Raw genomic sequence first — 22,398 nt, forward strand, 5'->3', positions numbered from 1 at the left:
CAAAAAACATCCACATAAAATAGATGAATTTCACTGGAATCTTGCCTATACTGAAAATCCTTTTATTAATTCATGTCCCTCTATGAGTAGTGGTTGTTGTTGCTCCGCTTTATTCTTATTTCCTAAAAAAAATGTTTTGGCGACGCCTGCCGATCTTTTAAACTTTCCACTTGATAAAAATATTGCTGATTTAGCCGAGGAGTCACATCAATGATTCTGGAATGGATGTCTGACCCCGCTGCATGGGTAGGTTTAGCAACTTTGGTGGTGCTCGAAATTGTATTGGGTATTGATAACCTTGTTTTTATTGCAATTTTAGCTGAAAAGCTGCCACCTGAACAACGTAATACTGCGCGTCGCGTTGGTTTGATTCTCGCTTTATTCATGCGCTTGGGACTACTTGCTGCCATCGCATGGGTGGTGACACTCACTGAACCATTGTTCCATATTTTTGATCATGCTTTTTCTGGTCGTGACTTGATCCTATTATTTGGTGGTGTGTTCTTGTTATTTAAGGGCACAATGGAGTTACATGAACGAATCGAAGGTCACCAAACACTGAAAGAAGAAAACCCCGTACATGCGACGTTCTGGATGGTTATTGTTCAGATTGTGGTTTTGGATGCTGTCTTTTCTTTAGATAGTGTCATTACTGCTGTGGGAATGGTGAAGCATCAAAGTGTAATGATGCTGGCAATGATTATTGCTGTTGGTATTATGCTTTGGGCATCAAAACCGCTGATGGACTTTGTGAATAAGCACCCAACAGTGGTGATTCTGTGTCTTGGCTTCTTAATGATGATTGGTTTCTCATTGGTGGTTGAAGGTTTTGGCTTCCATATTCCTAAAGGTTACTTATACGCAGCGATTGGTTTCTCTGTATTGGTCGAGATGGTCAATCAAACTATGCGCCGTAACCAAGAGAAACTCGTGACGACAACGGACTTGCGTTATCGCACCGCGTCAGCCGTTTTGCGGATGCTCGGTGGTAAAGGCAGTGAAGGGCAGAACAATGAAGCTGAAGATGTTCTGGCAACACAAGCTTATGCCAAAGAAGTTTTTGACGAAGACAATGGTGTGTACCACAGTGTTATGGTGCAAGGTGTTTTAGGTTTATCTGAACGTCCAGTGAAGTCGGTGATGACACCGCGCCCTGAGCTTGAATGGTTAGATTTAGAGGCTGAACCTGACGAGTTAAAAGCACGTTTAATGGCAATGACGCATTCGCGTCTGATCGTGGCACGCGGTGAATTAGACAATATTGAAGGTATTGTCCTGACGCATAAAGTCCTGAATGAATACATCGAAACAGGCGCAATTGATTTTGCTAAGCATTTACGTGAACCGTTGATTGTTCATGAAAATGCGCAAGTGTTGATGGTGATGGAGCAATTACGTCAAGCACCATTACAAATGGCAATTGTGTTGAATGAATATGGCTCGATTGAAGGGATTGCCACGCCGATTGATGTATTAGAGGCGATCGCAGGTGAATTCCCTGATGAGGATGAACTGGAAGCAGCGGCTGAAAGCCTAGAAGATGGTTCAACTCTATTAGAAGGTTCAACCGATATTCGTCACGTTTCATTGTTATTGGGCAAAGACTTGGTTGATGAAAGTGAAGAATATTCAACCTTATCAGGTTATATCTTGTTCCATTTAGGTCGTTTACCTGAAAATGGTGAGACGGTTGAAGCGGATGGTTACTTATTTGAAGTGGTGACGATGGATGGGCACAAAATTGAAAAAGTGCGCATCATCGCTAAAGACAAGCCAGAGCGAGATTAAATACAGTCACGCTTTGTGCGAACAGCTATGCTGTACGTGAAAAAGTAATTTGTAATAGCGGATAGCCTTGGGTTTTCATAGACGAAACTTAAATAGTTTATGATTGATCCCAAGGCTATTTTTATTTGAGAAAGAACCATGACACTGCTAAAAAATTGTCCATGTGGGCGCGGCTTATATGTTGAATGTTGTCAGCCTTTGCATTTAGAGCAGCAATTTGCACAAAATGCAGAGCAGTTAATGCGTTCTCGTTATAGTGCCTTTGCTTTGCAGCAAGTGGATTATATTTTGTCGACCACTGCGACTGGGCAGCAGGCTTATTTAGATCGTGCTGCGATTGCAGATTGGAGCAAATCGAATCAATGGCTCAAACTCGAAGTGGTACAACATCAGCCTAAACTAGATAAAACACATGCCTTGGTCGAGTTCAAAGCGCATTACTGTGATCAAAATCAAGATGGTAAACAGCAGCATATTCATCATGAAATTTCACATTTTGTTTTACATCAACAGCGCTGGTATTTTCTTGATCCAACCTTGGATATGCCAATCACGATGAAACAGCCTTGTATTTGTGGTTCGGGGAAAAAATTTAAGCAATGTTGTGCACAATTCATCTAAGTTTGTCTTAAAATAGCGCACACTTTTACGCCTGATTTAGGATGTAGGCAGATGTTACTCACCGTTATTTATATTATTGCCATTACTGCGGAAGCGATGACAGGAGCGCTGTCAGCGGGTCGACGTAGTATGGATTGGTTTGGTGTGGTACTGATTGCCTGCGTGACGGCTCTAGGTGGTGGCTCAGTCCGAGATGTGCTATTAGGTCACTATCCGTTAACATGGGTGAAGCATCCTGAGTATTTGGTACTTACTTGTGCGGCTGCATTTGTAACGATCATTATTGCCAAGTGGATGCGTCATTTACGTAATATTTTCTTGGTACTGGATGCCTTGGGACTCATTGGTTTTACCATTATTGGTTGTCAAATTGCATTATCGATGGGACATGGCTTTGTAGTATCTGCGGTGGCTGGCGTATTAACAGGAGTGTCGGGTGGTATTCTGCGTGATATCTTGTGTAATGATGTACCTTTAGTGTTCCGCCGTGAGCTTTATGCGAGTATTTCTTTCGTTGCAGTTATTTGCTATTGGGTATGTTTAGAGCTTGGCCTACCACATGATTTGACTGTAATTTTCACTTTAGTTTTTGGTTTTACCTTACGTTTGATCGCAATTTATTTTGGTTTGGAAATGCCGAAATTTATTTATCAAGAAGATGATGCCGAGTCTGCTTCATCTACGGATGAGCATTGAGATTAAAATGGATAGAGAAAAAATTGAGCAAATAAGAAATGAGTTCTCTATTCCGCTTGCATATGCGATAAAGCTTTTAAAAGAAAATCAAAATGATGTATCTGCTGCGATCGTTGGTTACCATAAAGATAATATTCAAAAAATAATTCAGGTGACTGACTGCCAAATTTCAGTAGCACAGGAGATTTATCTGCATTGTAATTTTGATGTTGAACAGTCAATTAGAAAGATTAAGTCACAAGTGATACTTCTTACAACACGTGAAAATCGAAAAAAAATAAAGAATGAAATAGGGTTTATTCTTTGGGCTGAATCTGAAGGTACTAAAACGAGTTCAAATGATATTTTTATTCCAGTACAGGATTTTGATTGCATCCTAAAAATTTTCCAAGCTGTGTCAGCTTCTAATCTACAATCTTCTTTTGATATGTGTGGCGAAAACTATTTTGATCATGAAACGAGTCTCTGTATTTTAAATGAGATAAAGAAAATTCAAACGAATAACTCTCAAATAAATAATTTCTTGGGATTAGTAATCACTTGGTGGAATGAGCAGCTAAGTGATGCTGAATTTATTGTCGTTTATGGCAATTTATGATACATCTCATTAACTCTGGTTTATGAAGCCTTAGATGTTAAAAAGAATTACTACAGGTATTTATCAATCTCATTCGATCGAAATTGATGGTTATGTACCCTTTGATATTCATTTCAATGAAAAATCTCCAGATTTGTATTGGAGAGGCGGTAATGGCCGTACGTCTTTAGTTGAAGTCGGCCTTTTAAAGACTGGTGAATTATCAACAATTACGTTGGTTAGCTTTAGCTGCCATAAGCTGATTCAAACAGGAAAGAATTTGTTTTCTAGTGATTTAGCACAAGTATATTTACCAATTTTTGATGTGTCATCTTGGTCAGATGATTCGGATGATTTTTCTAGTAGATTTAAGGATGCATTTGATACAGAGTTCCAATTATTCATGGGTAAAAATTATATTGAACTCGTATTTTTACCTTTAGAAAATACAATTGAATATGTGTGTGATTGTAATTTCAGTTTTGGTTTTAACGTTAATAATGAATTGATCTCCTTGCAAATCTTGAATATTGATGAAGTTAAAATGAAATTATTCAGAGAAAGTCTCCGATTTGATAGCTAAAAAGTTGGTTCATTACCTTATTCAATTACAAATTCTCCCAACAAGACACCATTTGACGTTTAAACAACAACAAGGGCTTGTCACAACGCTTTCATCCACATAGCATACAAAACATTGACGATAATAAATGAATTTGGATGACTCGCTGAAATGACCAGCCTTGCACATCATGCAACCGAAAACCGTTCCGTAGCTGAATTCACAGAACAAGCTTATTTGAACTATGCCATGTACGTGATTATGGATCGTGCATTGCCACATATCAGTGATGGTTTAAAACCTGTACAGCGTCGTATTGTCTATGCGATGAGTGAGCTGGGCTTAAAATCGACAGGTAAGCCAAAAAAATCGGCACGTACCGTTGGTGATGTACTGGGTAAATACCATCCGCATGGTGATTCAGCCTGTTATGAAGCCATGGTGTTGATGGCACAACCATTTAGCTATCGTTATCCATTGGTTGAAGGTCAGGGTAACTGGGGTTCGCCTGATGATCCAAAATCATTTGCGGCAATGCGTTATACCGAAGCCAAACTTTCTGCTTATAGTGAATTATTGCTGAGTGAACTTGGGCAAGGTACAAGTGAGTGGCAAGATAACTTTGATGGTTCAATGAAAGAACCAATTACTTTACCTGCACGTATTCCAAATATTTTGTTGAATGGTACCACAGGTATTGCTGTCGGGATGGCAACTGATATTCCACCACATAATCTACGTGAAGTGGTGAAAGGTACGATTGCGTTGATTCGTAATCCAGAAACGACAGATGAAAAGTTAGCAGAATATATTCCTGCTCCAGATTTACCAACGAAAGCTGAAATTATTACCCCACCTGATGAATTATTAAAAATTCAAACCACAGGTCGTGGTAGTTACCGTATGCGTGCGGTATACGCTGTCGATAAAAATGAAATAGTCATTACTGAACTGCCGTATCAAGTTTCAGGTTCTAAAGTGATTACCCAAATCGCAGACCAGATGATTGCCAAGAAATTGCCGCTGGTGAGTGATGTACGTGATGAATCTGATCATAAAAATCCAACCCGTTTGGTGATCGTACTACGTTCTAATCGTGTCGATGCAGAAACAGTGATGAGTCATTTATTTGCAACGACAGATTTAGAGTCGAGCTATCGCGTTAATCTAAACATGATTGGCGCTGATGGGCGTCCGCAAGTTAAATCAATTCGTCGTATTTTGTTGGAATGGATTGAGATTCGTAAGCAAACAGTGACACGTCGTTTGCAATACCATTTAAATAAAATCGAAAAACGCTTACATATCTTGGCAGGTCTTTTAATTGCTTACCTCGATATTGATACTGTGATTCGAATCATTCGTGAAGAAGATCAACCGAAACCAGTATTGATGCAGCATTTTGGCATTGACGATATTCAAGCCGAAGCGATTTTAGAACTCAAACTTCGTCATTTGGCGAAACTTGAAGAGATGGAAATTCGTCGTGAGCAGGAAGAGTTAGAAGCTAAAGCGGCCATTATTCGTGAGCAATTGGCAAATCCAGAATCTTTAAAGAATCTAATCATCAATGAATTAAAAGAAGATGCGAAAAAGTTTGGTGATGATCGTCGCTCTCCAATTGTTGCGCGTGCAGAGGCCGTACAAATTAAAGAGCAAGATTTATTGCCAGCAGAAACGGTCACAGTTGTCCTCTCAGAGGCAGGTTGGGTACGTGCTGCGAAAGGTGGTGAGGTCGATGCAGCGAATTTAAATTATCGTGCAGGTGACCAATATCTCAGCCATGCGGTGGGTAAAACCAACCAGCGAGTCTACTTCTTAGATGAGACGGGGCGAAGTTATGCTTTGCCAATCAGCAGTTTGCCTTCGGCTCGAGGACTTGGTGAACCGCTTAGTTCTAAATTAGCGCCAGCCAGCGGTGTGTCATTTATCCAAGTGTTAACAGGTGATAACAGCCATGACATTCTTGCAGCAAGCACCAAAGGTTATGGTTTTAAAACGCAAATTGCACAGCTTGATACTAATGCAAAAGCGGGTAAGGCTTTCTTAACAGTAACGGACAAAGCAACAGCTTTACCATTGTTGCCAATTCATCAAGCAACGCATGTTGCAATCCTGAGTTCATCAGGTCGTTTGCTTATTGTTGATTTAGCAGAGTTACCTGTACTGAATAAGGGTAAAGGTAATAAGTTGATACAACTTGATGAAAAAGAGCAAATTTTATCCATGACAACCCTGAATTTAGATGAAATAATCCAAGTCGCTGCAGGACAACAGCATCTAAAACTGAAAGGGGATGATCTCCAAAAATATATAGGAAAAAGAGCAACAAAGGGGCAACTTTTACCACGGGGATATCAAAAAGCAAATAGACTCTTCATTCAGAGATAAGGCTAGTATTCTGTGTCACAAATACGTTATATATGAAATGTATTCATATTGTTTGAATAGATTGACAGGGCAATGCAAAAAGTTAAAAAAAATGTTTTGTCATGGAAAGTAACGTTGTTACATTTTTAAGGATTACCACTCGGAGATAATGGCATTATGGAAAAGATTTGGTTTGCTGAATACCAAAAGACAGGAATTCCAGAAACAGTTGCGCTGCCTGCTGAAAACACCTCACTTGTTGATATTTTTGAACGCAATTTCCAAAAATTTGGTTCACGTGATGCCTTTATCTTCATGGATAAAGTTTTAACGTACAATGAATTAGAAGTCGCTAGCCGTAAATTCGCGACATATTTACAAAGCCTTGGCTTGGCAAAAGGAACACGTGTTGCGGTGATGATGCCGAACGTTTTCCAGTATCCTGTGGTTGCTCTTGGTGTATTCCGTGCTGGTTTAGTACTTGTCAATGTAAACCCACTTTATACAGCGCGTGAGCTTGAACATCAGTTAAATGACTCTGGTGCTGAAGCATTAGTGATCATTGAAAACTTTGCTAGCGTTTACCAAAGCATTATTGGTAAAACACCTGTGAAGCATGTTGTGGTTGCTTCTGTAGGTGACATGCTCGGTACATTAAAAGGAACAATTGTAAACTTTGTTTTACGCAAAGTACGCAAACAAATCCCTGCTTGGAATATTCCAGGTCATGTGAAATTCAACACGGCTTTAAACAAAGCTAACCCTAGCAACTATAAACGCCCAAGCTTGACGTTAAGTGATACGGCTGTATTGCAATATACGGGTGGTACTACAGGTGTTTCTAAAGGTGCTGAGTTAACTCACCGTAACCTTGTATCGAATCTATTGCAATGTGATGGTATTTTCTCAAGCAAATTCGGTACAGGCGATGGCGCTAAAGATGATCGTATCGTGTGTGCATTGCCGCTCTACCACATCTTTGCATTCATGGTGTGTGCACTTTATGGTATGTATAAGGGGCAAGCAAATATCTTGATTCCTAACCCACGTGATTTACCTGCTGTAGTTGGTGAATTACGTAAATACCAACCATCATTCTTCCCTGCTGTAAACACTTTGTTTAATGCTTTAGTGAACAACGAAGAGTTTAAACAACTTGATCACAGCAAATTGAAGATGGCTATGGGTGGTGGTATGGCTGTGTTGCCATCAACTGCTGAAGCATGGAAAAAAGTTACAGGCACAATCATTATTGAAGGTTATGGTTTATCTGAAACTTCGCCAGTTGCGACTGCGAACCCACCTGCAACAACTGAATTCAGTGGCACTATTGGTATTCCATTGCCATTAACGGAAGTTGTATTACTTGATGATGATGGTAATGAAGTGGCACAAGGTGAACAAGGTGAGATTTCAATCCGTGGTCCTCAAGTCATGAAAGGCTATTGGAACCGTCCTGATGAAACTGAAAAGGTAATGACCAAAGATGGTTTCTTCCGTACAGGTGACGTCGGTGTTATGGATACACGTGGCTACTTCAAGATTGTAGACCGTAAGAAAGACATGATCTTAGTTTCTGGCTTCAATGTTTATCCAAGTGAAATTGAAGAAGTTATTGCGAAACATCCAAAAGTATTGGAAGTTGCTGCGATTGGTGTGCCAGATGAAAAATCAGGTGAAGTACCTAAATTATTCATCGTGAAGAAAGATCCATCTCTAACGACTGAAGAAATTCTTGCTTACGCGAAACAAAACTTAACAGGCTATAAATGCCCACGTTATGTTGAATTTATGGAAGAATTGCCAAAATCAAATGTTGGTAAAATCTTACGTAAAGATTTACGTAAACCAGCTTAATAAGCTTAGCCTCCTGCTCAAGCAGGGACGCTAAAAAAACGCCGCAATTGCGGCGTTTTTTTATTTTATTTTTATTTTGGGTTATTCGATTTCATGAGCCAACGGTCAATATAAGGACGACCAATCCCTACAATGCCAACAAAAACCAGCATAGTGGCCAATTGAAAGCGTAATCGAGTAGGATCAATGCCATTAAAACTAAAATAATTATCTACAACAGCATAGATGGCAATCGCAGTTAACCAATGCCAAAGCGTCAAACGATAAATGCCAACTGCATAGAAAGCGATGCTGAGGATCACAAAAGTGCCGAGTGTCGATTGCCAATTCAAATTTGCACAAATCACACTCAGCAGAAAAGCGACAATAGGCAAAACCACTTTGAGTACACGATCAACCAAAAGCTGATGTTGGCGTTGTTGTGCAAGCACATCAAACATTTCTTTATGATCTTGCTTTTGCATAGAATGACCTTAAAACAGTATGAAAAGACACAACTTTTGCACAAACTTGCTGTGTAAAAGAAACGCTTGTTGAACAAGCGCAAATGAAAGTTCAATAAATTGTAAGTTATGATAGCATGATCAGAAGAACTTCAAATGATGGATGTCAGCATGCAAGGTATTAGCGGCATTATTTTGATTATTATCGTCGCATGTTTGTTGCCGTATGTTTTTACCTTGATTGCAAAATCAAAAGGTGGTTTCCAAGCGCAAGACAATCAAAATCCTCGAGATTTTTTGGCCAAAACGACAGGTTTGGCAGCAAGAGCAAATGCTGTACAGCAAAATAGCTTTGAAAGCTTACCGCTATTTATTGCTGCAATTTTAATGGCAGAATATATGGTCATACCAGAGTGGTTCATTCTGACTCTAGGTTGGGCATATATCGTATTTCGAGTGATCTACGGGATTTGTTATTTAGCAAATCTAGCGACTTTGCGTTCCATTATTTGGTTTTTTTCGCTGCTTTGTCCAATTTTCCTATTTGTGATCACCATCAAAATGATATGAGACATGCTAGGGATAAAAAACGCTAGCTCTCAGTTTATCTAGCATCATTTTTACTGTATTCACGTTATAATCTGTCCGATTTACATCTGACTTCACAATATATACGAGTGTTGATATGAGTTATAGCAATATTCCTGCGGGTAAAGACGCACCAAACGACATCTATGTCATCATTGAAATCCCTGCAAACGCAGCGCCGATTAAATACGAAATCGACAAAGATTCAGATGCATTATTTGTAGACCGTTTCATGGGTACAGCAATGTTCTACCCAGCAAACTATGGTTATGTACCAAATACATTGTCTGAAGATGGTGACCCATTAGACGTGCTTGTTGTAACTCCACATCCTGTTGCTGCTGGCTCTGTAATCCGTTGCCGCCCAGTGGGTAAATTAAAAATGGAAGATGATGGTGGTATCGATGCGAAACTAATCGCTGTTCCACACGAAAAATTATCTCCACTTTACAAAGATGTTCAAGAATATACTGATCTTCCACAATTGTTGATCAGCCAAGTTGAACATTTCTTTGCTCATTACAAAGATTTAGAGCCTGGTAAGTGGGTAAAAATCAGTGGTTGGGAAGGTGCAGATGTTGCTAAAGCAGAAGTACTGAAAGCAATCGAAGCTGCGAAGAAGTAATAAAACGATTTAATTAGGTTTTATAGATTATAAAACCTAATCTGGTCGATAAAAAAACCTCCATTCAATGAATGGAGGTTTTTTTATAACTCGATCAAATCGACTGCGAATTAGAATAATTTCACAGGAATATCGAGCCAAATACGCCATTCATTCGTATCGCCGATGTAACCAGATTGGTATTCATCGCTTGCACGGTAATAAGAGTGACGTAAACGTAAGCTTGCATCTTTAGCAAAACCAGATTGAACTGTGTACTTCACTTGGTTGAAGAATTCACGTTCAGTTGCATTGTCTGCTGTACGTACACGACCAATTACATCGCCACCAGCATTTTTAACTGCTGCGTTTGTGTCGATATCCCAGCCGTATACAAATGCTGTTGTCCAGCTTAAGCCTGGTACGCCGAAGCTACCAAAATCAAGGCTGTATTGAAGCTGAGCTGATTTTTCATCGTTACCGATAAAGTCAGAAAGGTATGAGTTTGGCATGTAAATCGTTTGGTGACCGTCACCTACGCCTTTACCAAGACCATAGTCGTAACCAGCATTACCACTGTTTTGTTGGTATGCAACCATCACTGTATGTGGGCCAGTATTATATGTTGTAGAGATTGCCCAAATAGAGTTTTGGAATTTATCGTCTACAGAACCGATATACGAATATAAGCTATCATTTGCTTTACGATCCCAATCAGTATGGTAACCACTGAAATCATAAGTTAATGAGCTGTTGTTCGCTAAAGCTTGTTTGTAGTTTACGTTTGCGTAATGACGTTCTAAACGATCTTTGATATCAGTACCATAATAAGAGGTATTAATCTGATCATTTACTTTGTATTTCGCACCCCAAACAACAGCGCTATCTAATTCGTTACCGTCAGATTTAATTTGGTCAGAATATTGATTCTTCGTAAATTTACCAGCAGTAAGTTCTAGACCATCGATTTCGCGGCTGTTCACAAGAACACCTTCGAAATACTCAGGAACTAAACGTGCAGTGTTACTTGCAAGTACAGGAAGATCTAAGATCTGAGTACCGTAAGTTGCAGTTGTATTAGAAACGCGTGCTTTAACAAAACCGCCACCACGAGCCCAATGGTCATAAGCTGAACCATCTGGGTGTTTAGGGATCATACCGTTACCAGCATTATTGTTTGAGCCTAACTTGAAAGAAGCATCGCCAATAATACCAGCACCAAAGCCGACAAAACCTTGAGTAAAACCTGATTCAAGTTTTACCATCGCCGTCTGAGCATATGAGCTAGTGTCTTCGACACCATTTTTCTTGTCACGACTTAAATAACCAGTACGGAATAAAATATTCCCTTTGGCATCTTCAACAAATCCTTTTGCTTCGCTTTGTTCGCTTGCATATGTTGAGGAGATCAATGCGGCATTAATCAAAACCGCCAATGTAAGTTTCTTTGCCTTTGGCATAGGTAGCCTCATAAATAAAAAAATAAATTTCGATCAAAACCGAAATTTTGACCAATTGTATAAGTTATACATAAAAAAGATAGATTTTTATTAAAAAATTTTAATTATTTTTAAATAAAATACATATATGATTTTATGATTTATTTCTTGTTTAAAAAGCAAGCTAATTAAAATTAAGATATTGAATATTATCTATATTTAACATTATATTGAATGTAATTTGTGTTGGTTATTTTTTGATTTATTTCTACAAAAATACGTGATTTGTTCAAGTTTTTCTCCTTTATATTTAAGTATTTATTTTTTCTTTGATTGAAAATTATTCTGCTGATTTGCAAAAAATGACATCCCGATGAATGGCAAATTGTTGAGGATGAAAAACAAACAGTTTGTTCAGTTTTGTTTAAGTTTTTTAAGATGCACTTTTTTTGATCACTTTGGTCTTAATCGCTAGAACAGTTGTATTTTAAATACTCTGAGTGAAGCTAAATTTTTATTTTGCATTGTTTTTGTGCAAAAAATGGTCTGTTTTTTTGTGGTGCGTCGAAATTGATCAAAAATAATCATGATATTGAGTTAAGGGAGCATTAAAAGCGCACAGCTTCTATAAGTTTGGCACTTTTATAGCACAAGACTTAGATTTGATCAGGGTTTTTAAAAGTTGGCACAGCATTTGCTAATTACAAACGTGATGCAATTTAAAACATAAATCAGTCGAATATCCATCATGGGGGAGATCAATATGATGAAATTTGCATGTAAAGCAATCGCGATGAGTATCATTGCTGTAACTTCATCTTTTGCTATGGCTGAAGAAACAACGACATTATCTCAGTACGGACTTAGCTTTTCAGGAAATGCTGCATTAACCACAGATTATCGCTATCGTGGTATGACTCAAACTCAAAGTGATCCAGCCGTTCAAGGTGGTTTTGCGTTATCTCATTCTTCTGGTTTATATGCTGGTGTATGGGGTTCAAATGTAAACTTTGGTTCAGCTGACCCGCACTTAGAATTAGATCCATATATTGGTTATACAACTGAATTGCCTTTTGCTGGCAAGCCAACTTTAGATGTTGGTTTATGGTACTACGGCTATCCAAGTGCGTCAGATTTCAACTGGCTTGAGCTATACGCTAAATTAGGTTTCAGTGATGTTATTGCTTCTGGCGATAGCTTATTAGCAAGTGTTAATTATACAAATGATTTCTTTGGTTTGGATGAAGATGCTTGGTATTTAAACGCAACGTATACAGTACCTTTTGCTGACACAGGTTTTGGTGGTGTCGCAAGTATTGGTTATACAACAGCGGATAACTATGACTTCAGTGATAATGGCAGTAAAGATGACAACTACGTTGATTGGAAAGTTGGCGTAACTTATAGCTTCAAATCTATTCCTGATTTCTCAGCTGAACTTGCTGCTGTAGGTACAAATATTGATGCTGATATGCAACCTTACAAACGCGGTGTAGAAACGGGTGCAGTATTTACATTAAATAAAACATTCTAATTATTTAGAAAACTGAAAAGCCAGCTGAAATGCTGGCTTTTTTGTGCGGTGCATAATTAAAAAAATATTAGTTTCATTTTCTTTATAACTATCTTGGAATGTCTTGATTGCAGGCGTGAATATTTCATTTTCTGCCATAATATTTAAGGTCGTGACTTTATGCGCTAAAAAGAGCAGGTTCGCCCTAGTTTGGTTGCATGTATAAAAACCGCATCATGATAAAAGACTGGAGAATAGCTATTTAGTCTCTTTGTTTTATTCAAGTTTCTGTTAAATATAAGATATTATTTATTTTTAATCTTTTTTTAATGTTGGCACAGCAATTGCTAATTACATATTGATGCAATTTTAAACAGAAATCTGTTGAATATCTAAATCTAGGGGGAGATCAATATGATGAAATTTGCAGTCAAGGCATTAGCTTTAAGTGTTGCAACATTAACATCAACTTTAACAATGGCTGAAGAGAGTAAGCTACCATTTCCGGGAACAGTTTCTGGAAATATCAGTGTGATATCGAGCTATAACTTGCGTGGTATTACTAACTCTCCAGAAAATAGCGGTGCAGCTGTACAAGGTGGATTGGATTATAGCCACAAGGGTTTTTATGCAGGTTATTGGTTTTCAACGTTAGATTATTCTTATGCTTGTCTAAACCCTGACTGTAAAGATGTCGATGCGAGAGATTCTTTTGAAAGTGACTTTTATGCTGGTTATAAGGGCAATATCACTGAAGATCTAGGCTATCAAGTGGGTGGGACGATTTATTATTATTATCCGGGATGGGAGTCTACAGGTTACGAAACCATTGTTGGTCTAAGTTATAAAGACTTTGGTGTGACGGCACAAACTTTATTAAACAACGTTACTTTTGGTAATAAAGGAGATACTTATTTCCTCGCGACTTATGCGCCTGCATTACCTGCTGGTTTTACGGGTAAAGCACAACTGGGTGCCTATTATTATGGCGATGATGATGAGTTTACTGCAAAAACAGAGCATAGTTTTGCTTTCCGTCATGCGACATTAGGTTTATCTCATGCTTTAGGTGATACAGGTGCTAACTGGAGTCTCGATTATATTTTAGGAGGCTATGATCGTTCTGATATCAAACAAAAAAATAAAGTGGTTTTAGGATTAGCTTACGCTTTTTAATAATAACAATAATGAAAAGCGACCAATATGGTCGCTTTTTTTATGCCTGATGCCCTCGATAGGACAATGCTTCTGTTAAATGTGAGCTAGAAATCATTTCACTCTCAGATAAATCAGCAATGGTTCGTGCGACACGTAAAACCCGATGATAAGCACGAGCTGAGAGATTCAGACGTTGTTGAGCCATTGCCATGATTTTTGTTGAGCTGTCATCAAGTAGCGCATATTGCTCTAATAAGTTCGGTGATAACGCTTGATTTAAACACTGCTGTCTTTGCAGTTGTTGTTGATAGGCTTTAATCACACGTTGTCGCACTGTTTCAGAGTTTTCAGTTACTGCTCGATCTTGTAATTCGGTGGCCTGCAAAGGCGGAACATCAATATGTAGATCAATTCGATCTAACAAAGGGCCAGAAATCCGATTTTGATAACGCTGAATACTTTCTGGTGAGCATTGACAGCGACTATCTTGGTTGAATGCGTAACCACAAGGGCAAGGGTTCATTGCAGCAATGAACTGGAAATTTGCAGGAAAAGTCATTTGTCTTGCTGCGCGTGAAATCACAATTTCTTTGGACTCTAAAGGCTGACGCAGCACTTCCAGCACTTTTCGATCAAACTCAGGTAACTCATCTAGAAATAAGACACCTAAATGTGCAAGGGTAATTTCACCTGGTTTTGGCTGTGAACCGCCACCCACCAATGCGATGGCTGATGCTGTGTGGTGCGGGGCGCGAAATGGACGTTGTCCAAAGGTATGTTGGGCATTTGCAACCGAATAGATACTTGCGACTTCTAAATTTTCATGGGCAGCTAAGGGTGGCAAAATTGAGGGTAATCTTGATGCGAGTAAGGTTTTCCCTGTACCTGGAGGCCCTTTAAATAATAGTGAATGTCCTCCCGCAGCCGCAATTTCTAGCGCTCGACGAGGACGCAATTGTCCTTTTACATCGGCAAGATCAAGTTGATAGCCAGCAGAAGTGGTTTCTGTTCTTTGTGGTGCGGCTTCTATCTTGGAGTTGCCCAAAAAATGTGCACAAACATCTTGCAGATGTTGTGCAGCATAAACCTCAAAGTTTGGTAACTGATTGGCTTCTTCTACATTTGATATTGGTAGTAATAGGCGATGTTGAGCTTGTTGGCATGCCATGGCAATCGTTAAAGTACCTGACACTGGTCTTAAGTGCCCATCTAGTGCAAGTTCACCAATAAATTCAAATCCTTCAGTGCAGTTTTCAGGTAGTTGACCTGAGGCAACGAGGATGCCAAGTGCGATAGGTAAATCGAGTCGAGAGCCATCTTTGGGTAGGTCTGCGGGTGCTAAATTGATTGTTAAGCGCTTGGTTGGAAACTGAAAACCACTATTGATGATGGCTGAACGGACTCGATCTTTACTTTCTCTGACGGCAGCTTCTGGAAGTCCGACAATTGTTAAAGATGGAAGCCCTGAACTAATATGGACTTCAACCTCGATTTGAGGAGCATTCAGCCCCAATAATCCCCGCGTATAGATTTTTGCAAAAGACATTTTATTATTGTTCCATCATGGTGCTTTATTTTTAGTCACTTTAGGGTTTAATTTGCACTGTGTTGGTGCTTATTTTTTGTTCTGCACCATTTCTTCAAGTGACTTCATTTGTTGTTGTAATTCATTTAAGCGTTGATTGGCTGAATTAAGGGCAGTTCTTTGACGTTCTAGCTCTTGCTTTGATACGAGATCTAATTTTTCGATGCTTTCATTTAAAAGGGCACGTAGGTTTTTTTCTAAATCTTTTTTTGGTTGATCAACTTGCTGCAAAATTGCTTGTAAAAGAGTTTCAATCATAAAGAGCTCAATAGGTTATGTATATTTGCTGCTCAGTGTATCACTGCTTGTATTAATCCTCTAGCGCTGTTGAATCAAGCGCGATAGATAACTTAGAAATATCGCTAAACTTTGGCAAATGAAACTTATTTTCGATTGTATGTCTACATCTTGAAGCCTAAATAGGTTATAAAGAAAGCTTGTGCTAAGTATTTAAAAATCCCCAACCTTTAAATATTGGCATGAAAATTGAACATAAAACCTTACTGGTGAAAATAAGCCGAAGGAAAACAAACATGAAGCTTGTAACTGCAATTGTAAAACCATTCAAATTAGATGATGTGCGTGAAGCACTCTCTGATATTGGTGTTCAAGGGATTACCGTAACTGAAGTCAAAGGTTTCGGACGTCAAAAAGGTCATACTGAACTGTATCGTGGTGCAGAGTATGTTGTTGATTTCTTACCGAAAGTAAAAATTGAAATTGCAATTAGCGATGAAATGGTTGATGCAGTCATTGAATCGATTACTCGTGTCGCAAGCACAGGCAAAATTGGTGATGGGAAAATCTTTGTCACGAATTTAGAGCAGGTTATCCGTATTCGTACTGGTGAAACTGGGCCAGATGCTGTCTAAATTGGCATAAAGTTTGCTGAGTTAGAAATTAAGAGAAATAGCTCACAAAATAAGGTTGGGGGACACGAATGAAAAAAATGCTTATGGCGCTCAGTCTATCTGGCGCACTCTTAGGTGGTTCAGCTGTTGTTTGGGCAGAAGATGCTGCATCAACTCCAGTGACTGAACAAACTGTAGCAGTTGCTGATACTGGCGCTGCAACTACAGAAGTCGTTGCAGTAGAAGCACCAGCTCCTGAAGAAGCTGCTCCAGCGGCTGAGGCGACAGTAGACACAGGCGATACAGCTTGGATTCTCGTTTCAACAGCACTCGTTCTGTTGATGACTATTCCTGGTTTGGCTCTCTTCTACGGTGGTATGGTTCGTAAGAAAAACGTTCTAAGTACTATGATGTTCAGCCTTTCTGCGGCAATTTTAGTTAGTTTAATTTGGGTAATCGTAGGTTATTCACTCGCATTCTCTGGTTCAGGCGCATATGTTGGCGACCTTGCCAAGGCAATGTTGAATGGGGTCGCATTTGATGCCTTGAGTGGAACGATTCCTGAAAGCTTATTTGTTATTTTCCAAATGACATTTGCGATCATTACTGTAGCGATTATCAGTGGTTCGATTGCAGATCGTATGAAATATTCAGCGTTCATGGTTTTCATCGCAGTATGGGTGATATTGGTATACGCACCAATTACTCACTGGGTATGGGCAGCTGATGGTTGGTTATTCCAAGCAGGTGCATTAGATTTCGCTGGTGGTACAGTTGTACATATCAACGCGGGTGTTGCTGGTTTAGTTGCAGCATACATGTTGGGTAAACGTACTGGTTTAGGCCGTGAATCAATGGCGCCACACAATCTTACTCTTACTGTTATCGGTGCAAGCTTGATCTGGGTAGGTTGGTTCGGCTTTAACGGTGGTAGTGCGTTAGGTGCTGGTGCTCGTGCAAGTATGGCGATTTTAGTAACACAAGTTGCTGCTGCCGCTGCTGCATTCTCTTGGTTAATCGTAGAACGTGTAATTCGTGGTAAAGCATCTGTTTTAGGTGGTGCTTCTGGTGCGGTTGCTGGTTTGGTTGTGATTACACCTGCTGCTGGTTTTGTCGGTGTAGGCGGTGCTTTAATCATGGGCTTAATCGGTGGTGTAGTTTGCTTCTGGGGTATTACAGCATTGAAACGCTTCCTTAAAGCAGATGACGCTTTGGACGCATTCGGTTTACATGCTGTTGGTGGTATCGTTGGTGCGGTTCTTACAGGTGTGTTCTACAGCGATGAAATCATCAAAGCTGCTGAAGTTGCACTTGCTCCAACATTTGCTGGTCAATTATGGGTTCAAGTTGAAGGTGTATTGGCGACAATCGTATATAGCGGTGTTGTAACCTTCATTATCCTTAAAGTGATTGATTTAGTGATGGGTATCCGTGTAAGCGCTGATGATGAACGTATGGGTCTTGACCTTAGCCAACATGGCGAACGTATCGAATAATCGATTATAGATCATCTAAAAAAACAGCCCTCATGGGCTGTTTTTTTATGCATGGGGTGAGCTAGTTCAGCATTTGCATAAACTTTGCTACACTTAAGCAAAGTGAGTAAATAATCGCAAAATTATGCATTGTCCTTTTTGTAACGCTGCTGATAGTAAAGTCATTGACTCTCGTCTGGCTGCCGAAGGGTGCCAGATTCGTCGTCGCCGTGAATGTACAGTTTGTGGTGAACGTTTCACGACCTTTGAAAGTTATGAAATGGTAATGCCTCGTGTGATCAAATCCGATGGTAAAAACGAACCATTTGATGAGGCAAAGCTACGTCGATCATTGATGCACGCATTACAAAAACGTCCAGTTACACAAGAGCAGATTGAAACAGTACTCAGTGATATCCAGTCACAAATTCGACGTTTGGGTGAGCGAGATGTGAAATCCAGAACGATCGGTGAAATCGTCATGCAAGCTTTATTTGCACTGGATCACGTTGCTTATGTCCGATTTGCTTCTGTCTATCAAGATTTCCAAGATGTCGAAGCATTCCGTCATCAAATTGAACAAATGCAACAACGCGAAAACGAAGCTTAAGTTAGAGAACCCATGTCTGAGTTAAATCAAGATTCCTTGTCTCAAGATCAGTATTGGATGCAACGAGCAATTCAACTCGCTCGACTTGGACAATATTCGACAAAACCTAATCCAAATGTTGGCTGTGTCATTGTTAAAGATGGTCAACTGATTGGTGAAGGCTTTCATCCTCAAGCAGGGCAACCACATGCTGAGGTGTTTGCATTACGCCAAGCAGGTGAGAATGCTAAAGATGCGACAGCCTATGTAACGTTAGAACCATGTGCGCATTATGGAAGAACACCGCCATGTGCTGAAGCTTTAGTCAAAGCACAGGTCAAAAAAGTTGTGGTTGCATGTGCTGATCCAAATCCTTTAGTGGCTGGTAAAGGTGTAAAAATCCTACAGGATGCTGGTATAGCGGTTGAAACGGGCATTTGTGAAGACATTGCAAAAACATTGAATTTTGGTTTTTTGAAGGCAATGGCGACGGGTCTGCCCTATGTGCGTTTGAAGATTGCTTCAAGCCTCGATGGTAGGACGGCAATGGCGTCAGGTGAATCAAAGTGGATTACGGGGACAGCTGCTCGTCAGGATGTTCAGCATTGGCGTGCGATCTCTAGTGCTGTGATTACAGGTATTCAAACAGTTCTTGCTGATGACTGTGAGCTGAATGTGCGATCTTTAGAAAATATTGATCTTGAACGTATCATTCAGCCTAAGCGGATCATCTTAGATCGTCAGGGGCAACTACCGCTTTCTGCAAAAATTTTACAGAATCCTGCAACCGTTATGGTGATGACACCATTTCGCCAAGAACTAGATGAATTAGGCGTGATACAATTAACGCCGCAACCTTTAAATCAGTTATTACAAACCTTATCTCAACAATATCAAATTTATGATGTGTTGGTTGAGGCAGGTGCAACATTGTCGACAGCCTTTTTACAGCAAGGTTTAGTTGATGAAATGATAAGTTATGTTGCGCCGACTTTGCTTGGTCAAACAGCTCGCGCCATGTTTAATGCTGAGTTTAGCCAAATGGCTGAGCAGCTTCGCTTTGAGTTAATTGATGTAACCCAACTTGGGCAAGATATTCGCCTAAGATTGCTCCCTATCCAAGAGATGATATGAATCCAGAACCATCGGTTTATCACAAACGTCGTCATGCGGCACGCACGACAGACGAGTATCTTTTTCATCAGTTAGTTCCTTATCTTGGTAATAAGCGTCGTCTGCTACATTTGATTCTTGAAGCACTTGAAATCACTGGAACACTGAATAGTAAGAAAAAGAACCCACCGATTTTTGCGGATTTCTTTGCAGGAAGTGGCGTGGTATCTCGTTTGGCCCGTCAAAATGGTTATCGTGTGATTGCCAATGATTGGGAGCCTTATAGCCATGCATTGAATCATGCCATTTTAGCTTCAGTGGATGCGCCAGCGTTTAAAGAATTAGGTGGTTATCAAAAAGCGATTGATTATTTAAATCGGTTGCCTGAAGTTAAAGGCTGGGTTACGCACAACTTATGTCCGCGTAATGATGATGTTTATGATCCTGCCCGTGACCGTTTGTTCTTCAAACGTCGTAATGGCATGCGTATTGATGCGATTCGTCAGCAAATCGCAACGTGGCAAGCTCAAGGTGCAATTAACGATGTTGAAATGAGTGCGTTACTAGCACCATTACTTTATTCGGCAAGTTTTGTTAGTAATACCAGTGGCGTATTTAAAAGTTTTCACCAAGGCTGGGGCGGGCGTACACAAACTGCTTTAGAGCGCATCGAGTCTTTATTGTGGTTAACGCCAAGTCGTTTCTGTGAAATGGGCGATACGAAGCGTCCTGCCGCAGAAGTGTGGTGTGTAGATGCACAGCATTTAGCAAATCAAATGAGTAGTTTTGAGGTTGATGTTGCTTATCTTGATCCGCCGTATAATCAACATGCCTATAGTAGTAATTACCATGTATTGAATGCCTTAACGCTATGGGATCAGGTGGATTTACCTCCTCCAGATACCAAAGGCTTTAAGAGTGGTATTGATCGTGCGTGGCGTAAAGAACGTCCAAGCCCATATAATTCATCAAAGCATGCTAAAGATGCTTATGAGAAATTATTAAATACGATTAACGCACGCTATATATTGACCAGTTATTCGACTGATGGAAACATTGAGCCGAAGGATTTACTGACAGCCAATTTGAAGCGCGGCAAAGTCACGTTATTGACCCAAGATGTTCCACGTTATCGTGTGAGTAAGCAACGTCAATCTGAGCGTGCACGTGTATTGGAATTTATCGTGATTACAGATACGCATGCGAAATCAGGTCCACCGTTAAGACAACTACTGGGGCAGCTTTATCACTTTGCTGAATTAGGCGGAGTCGATACTTCTGGTAATAGTACTCAGCTTGCGCTTTGGTAGTTTGAAAAACACCACTTCGAGCAATCAAAGTGGTGTTTTTGTATCAACTATTTCTAGTAAATCGGTTAATTAGATTAACTAAATCGGTTTATGTGATAAATATCTGTTTTTATAATAAAAATCTCTCATTTTTCCGCGTAAAACTCGTGTAGAAAATATTTTGGTATTTTCTTTTAACTCTCATTTTATTTTAAGTTTTTAATTTAAAAACAGTAATTTGTGGTGATTTTAATATTTGGTTTAAAGAGAATTATATCTTATTTTTTTATAGAGAATAATTTTACTAATCGTTCAAAAAATTACCAAATGATATTGACCATAATAGAGAATAAATATAATTTGCCGTCCTTAATTTAGGGTCTTGCCTATTTGCAGCGATGACCAAGAGAGGTTGTTATGAGTCGCTCGGAACCCACCTTATTGGGGCAATGTGTAGCAGAGTTTTTCGCTACCGCAGTTTTTCTATCATTTGGTATTGGTGTGGTTGCTGCACTTAAACTTGCAGGGGCAAGTTTGGGGTTGTGGGAAATTAGCTTAGTGTGGGGCCTTGCTGTTGCATTGGCTGTCTACCTCTCGGCAGGTGTTTCTGGTGCGCATCTGAACCCAGCTGTGACGATTGCATTGGCTTTATTTGCAGGTTTTGATAAACGCAAAGTACCTTTCTATATCATTTCCCAAGTGGCTGGTGCTGCTTTAGGTGCTTTTCTGGTTTATAGCTTATATAGCAATCTATTTATCGATTATGAGCAAAGTCATAATATGGTTCGTGGCAGTGTTGAAAGTCTAGAGTTGGCAGGAATTTTTTCAACCTATCCTCATCATTTGCTTTCTATTGGACAAGCGTTCATGGTTGAAATGTTTATTACCATGTTGCTGCTTTGGTTGATTATGGCGATTGGCGATGATGGTAATGGTTTGCCGCGTGGGCCGTTAGCTCCGCTGTTAGTGGGTCTGTTGGTGGCGGTTATTGGTGCATCATTTGGTCCATTGACAGGCTTTGCAATGAATCCTGCGCGTGACTTTGGCCCGAAAATAGTGGCTTATTTTTCAGGATGGGGTCCTATTGCTTTTACGGGTGGACGGGATATTCCTTATTTTATCGTTCCGATTATTGCTCCGATTGTTGGTGCGTGCTTGGGTGTTTTGGGATATAAATTATTTTTTAGTCATTTCTTGGTTAACCATCAAGTCGAAACTAAATCGAATGCTGAAAAGCAAATTTCAGAAATGCAGTCTTGATAAGCTGGTTTTAATGAAAT

21 protein-coding genes are annotated in these 22,398 nt (G+C 39.7%); 17 read left to right on the top strand and 4 right to left on the bottom strand.

Annotation, left to right across the window (positions count from 1 at the left end; all coding sequences use genetic code 11):
* Window positions 1–210: 210 nt before the first annotated feature.
* From ACF8D3_RS15480 to ACF8D3_RS15510, 7 genes are all read left to right on the top strand, one after another.
* Window positions 211–1,788: a TerC family protein gene (locus tag ACF8D3_RS15480; RefSeq protein ID WP_392472283.1), complete on the top strand. Its 1,578-nt coding sequence runs from the start codon at window positions 211–213 to the stop codon at window positions 1,786–1,788.
* A 138-nt stretch (window positions 1,789–1,926) separates the two neighbouring features.
* The gene (locus ACF8D3_RS15485) at window positions 1,927–2,409 is read left to right on the top strand and encodes a YchJ family protein (RefSeq protein WP_392472285.1); all 483 of its coding nucleotides are present in this window, start codon (window positions 1,927–1,929) and stop codon (window positions 2,407–2,409) included.
* Between the two features lie 51 nt (window positions 2,410–2,460).
* The gene (locus ACF8D3_RS15490) at window positions 2,461–3,105 is read left to right on the top strand and encodes a trimeric intracellular cation channel family protein (RefSeq protein WP_004876296.1); all 645 of its coding nucleotides are present in this window, start codon (window positions 2,461–2,463) and stop codon (window positions 3,103–3,105) included.
* 7 nt (window positions 3,106–3,112) lie between these two features.
* Window positions 3,113–3,703 (top strand): hypothetical protein, encoded by a 591-nt coding sequence (locus tag ACF8D3_RS15495; protein WP_392472287.1) that lies wholly within the window; start codon window positions 3,113–3,115, stop codon window positions 3,701–3,703.
* 34 nt (window positions 3,704–3,737) lie between these two features.
* A complete protein-coding gene (locus tag ACF8D3_RS15500; protein WP_392472289.1) occupies window positions 3,738–4,265 on the top strand; it encodes a hypothetical protein in 528 nt (175 codons plus the stop codon).
* Window positions 4,266–4,415: 150 nt separating this feature from the next.
* Entirely contained in the window at window positions 4,416–6,635 is a 2,220-nt protein-coding gene (parC, locus tag ACF8D3_RS15505; protein WP_004876299.1) for a DNA topoisomerase IV subunit A, read from the top strand.
* 156 nt (window positions 6,636–6,791) lie between these two features.
* Window positions 6,792–8,471, top strand: coding sequence for an AMP-binding protein (locus tag ACF8D3_RS15510; RefSeq protein WP_004876300.1), 1,680 nt, complete (start codon window positions 6,792–6,794; stop codon window positions 8,469–8,471).
* Window positions 8,472–8,542: 71 nt separating this feature from the next.
* Here the strand turns inward: ACF8D3_RS15510 and ACF8D3_RS15515 are convergent, their stop codons facing one another.
* On the bottom strand, window positions 8,543–8,935 hold the full coding sequence (locus tag ACF8D3_RS15515; protein WP_392472291.1) for a hypothetical protein: 393 nt from the start codon (window positions 8,933–8,935) through the stop codon (window positions 8,543–8,545).
* Window positions 8,936–9,085: 150 nt separating this feature from the next.
* Between ACF8D3_RS15515 and ACF8D3_RS15520 the strand changes: the two genes are divergently transcribed.
* Both ACF8D3_RS15520 and ppa read left to right on the top strand, forming a co-directional pair.
* A complete protein-coding gene (locus tag ACF8D3_RS15520; protein ID WP_004876305.1) occupies window positions 9,086–9,484 on the top strand; it encodes an MAPEG family protein in 399 nt (132 codons plus the stop codon).
* A 115-nt stretch (window positions 9,485–9,599) separates the two neighbouring features.
* Window positions 9,600–10,127: an inorganic diphosphatase gene (gene ppa, locus ACF8D3_RS15525; RefSeq protein ID WP_004876306.1), complete on the top strand. Its 528-nt coding sequence runs from the start codon at window positions 9,600–9,602 to the stop codon at window positions 10,125–10,127.
* A gap of 110 nt (window positions 10,128–10,237) precedes the next feature.
* Here ppa and ACF8D3_RS15530 read toward each other — a convergent pair whose 3' ends face one another.
* The gene (locus tag ACF8D3_RS15530; protein WP_004876308.1) at window positions 10,238–11,566 is read right to left on the bottom strand and encodes an OprD family outer membrane porin; all 1,329 of its coding nucleotides are present in this window, start codon (window positions 11,564–11,566) and stop codon (window positions 10,238–10,240) included.
* Window positions 11,567–12,308: 742 nt separating this feature from the next.
* Between ACF8D3_RS15530 and ACF8D3_RS15535 the strand changes: the two genes are divergently transcribed.
* Both ACF8D3_RS15535 and ACF8D3_RS15540 read left to right on the top strand, forming a co-directional pair.
* Window positions 12,309–13,079, top strand: coding sequence for a TorF family putative porin (locus ACF8D3_RS15535; protein WP_007479698.1), 771 nt, complete (start codon window positions 12,309–12,311; stop codon window positions 13,077–13,079).
* Window positions 13,080–13,472: 393 nt separating this feature from the next.
* A complete protein-coding gene (locus tag ACF8D3_RS15540) occupies window positions 13,473–14,234 on the top strand; it encodes a TorF family putative porin (protein ID WP_023013631.1) in 762 nt (253 codons plus the stop codon).
* Window positions 14,235–14,274: 40 nt separating this feature from the next.
* Here ACF8D3_RS15540 and ACF8D3_RS15545 read toward each other — a convergent pair whose 3' ends face one another.
* Together ACF8D3_RS15545 and ACF8D3_RS15550 are read right to left on the bottom strand one after the other, a co-directional pair.
* Window positions 14,275–15,762, bottom strand: coding sequence for a YifB family Mg chelatase-like AAA ATPase (locus ACF8D3_RS15545; protein WP_019385876.1), 1,488 nt, complete (start codon window positions 15,760–15,762; stop codon window positions 14,275–14,277).
* A 69-nt stretch (window positions 15,763–15,831) separates the two neighbouring features.
* Entirely contained in the window at window positions 15,832–16,059 is a 228-nt protein-coding gene (locus ACF8D3_RS15550; protein ID WP_004876316.1) for an accessory factor UbiK family protein, read from the bottom strand.
* 275 nt (window positions 16,060–16,334) lie between these two features.
* Between ACF8D3_RS15550 and glnK the strand changes: the two genes are divergently transcribed.
* From glnK to ACF8D3_RS15580, 6 genes are all read left to right on the top strand, one after another.
* Complete coding sequence (gene glnK, locus ACF8D3_RS15555; protein ID WP_000780326.1) at window positions 16,335–16,673, top strand: P-II family nitrogen regulator; 339 nt, start codon at window positions 16,335–16,337, stop codon at window positions 16,671–16,673.
* 68 nt (window positions 16,674–16,741) lie between these two features.
* Window positions 16,742–18,148 (top strand): ammonium transporter, encoded by a 1,407-nt coding sequence (locus ACF8D3_RS15560; protein ID WP_004876320.1) that lies wholly within the window; start codon window positions 16,742–16,744, stop codon window positions 18,146–18,148.
* Window positions 18,149–18,272: 124 nt separating this feature from the next.
* Window positions 18,273–18,737 (top strand): transcriptional regulator NrdR, encoded by a 465-nt coding sequence (gene nrdR / locus ACF8D3_RS15565; protein ID WP_004876323.1) that lies wholly within the window; start codon window positions 18,273–18,275, stop codon window positions 18,735–18,737.
* Window positions 18,738–18,749: 12 nt separating this feature from the next.
* Entirely contained in the window at window positions 18,750–19,850 is a 1,101-nt protein-coding gene (gene ribD / locus ACF8D3_RS15570; RefSeq protein ID WP_392472296.1) for a bifunctional diaminohydroxyphosphoribosylaminopyrimidine deaminase/5-amino-6-(5-phosphoribosylamino)uracil reductase RibD, read from the top strand.
* Window positions 19,847–21,139: a DNA adenine methylase gene (locus tag ACF8D3_RS15575; protein ID WP_004876328.1), complete on the top strand. Its 1,293-nt coding sequence runs from the start codon at window positions 19,847–19,849 to the stop codon at window positions 21,137–21,139. The genes ribD and ACF8D3_RS15575 overlap by 4 nt, the downstream gene beginning before the upstream one ends.
* 396 nt (window positions 21,140–21,535) lie before the next feature.
* On the top strand, window positions 21,536–22,378 hold the full coding sequence (locus ACF8D3_RS15580; protein ID WP_392472297.1) for an MIP/aquaporin family protein: 843 nt from the start codon (window positions 21,536–21,538) through the stop codon (window positions 22,376–22,378).
* The last annotated feature ends 20 nt before the right edge of the window (window positions 22,379–22,398 follow it).

Origin of the sequence: Acinetobacter sp. YQ_14 (assembly GCF_043102985.1) — a bacterium.
In the GTDB taxonomy this organism is placed as follows: domain Bacteria; phylum Pseudomonadota; class Gammaproteobacteria; order Pseudomonadales; family Moraxellaceae; genus Acinetobacter; species Acinetobacter venetianus.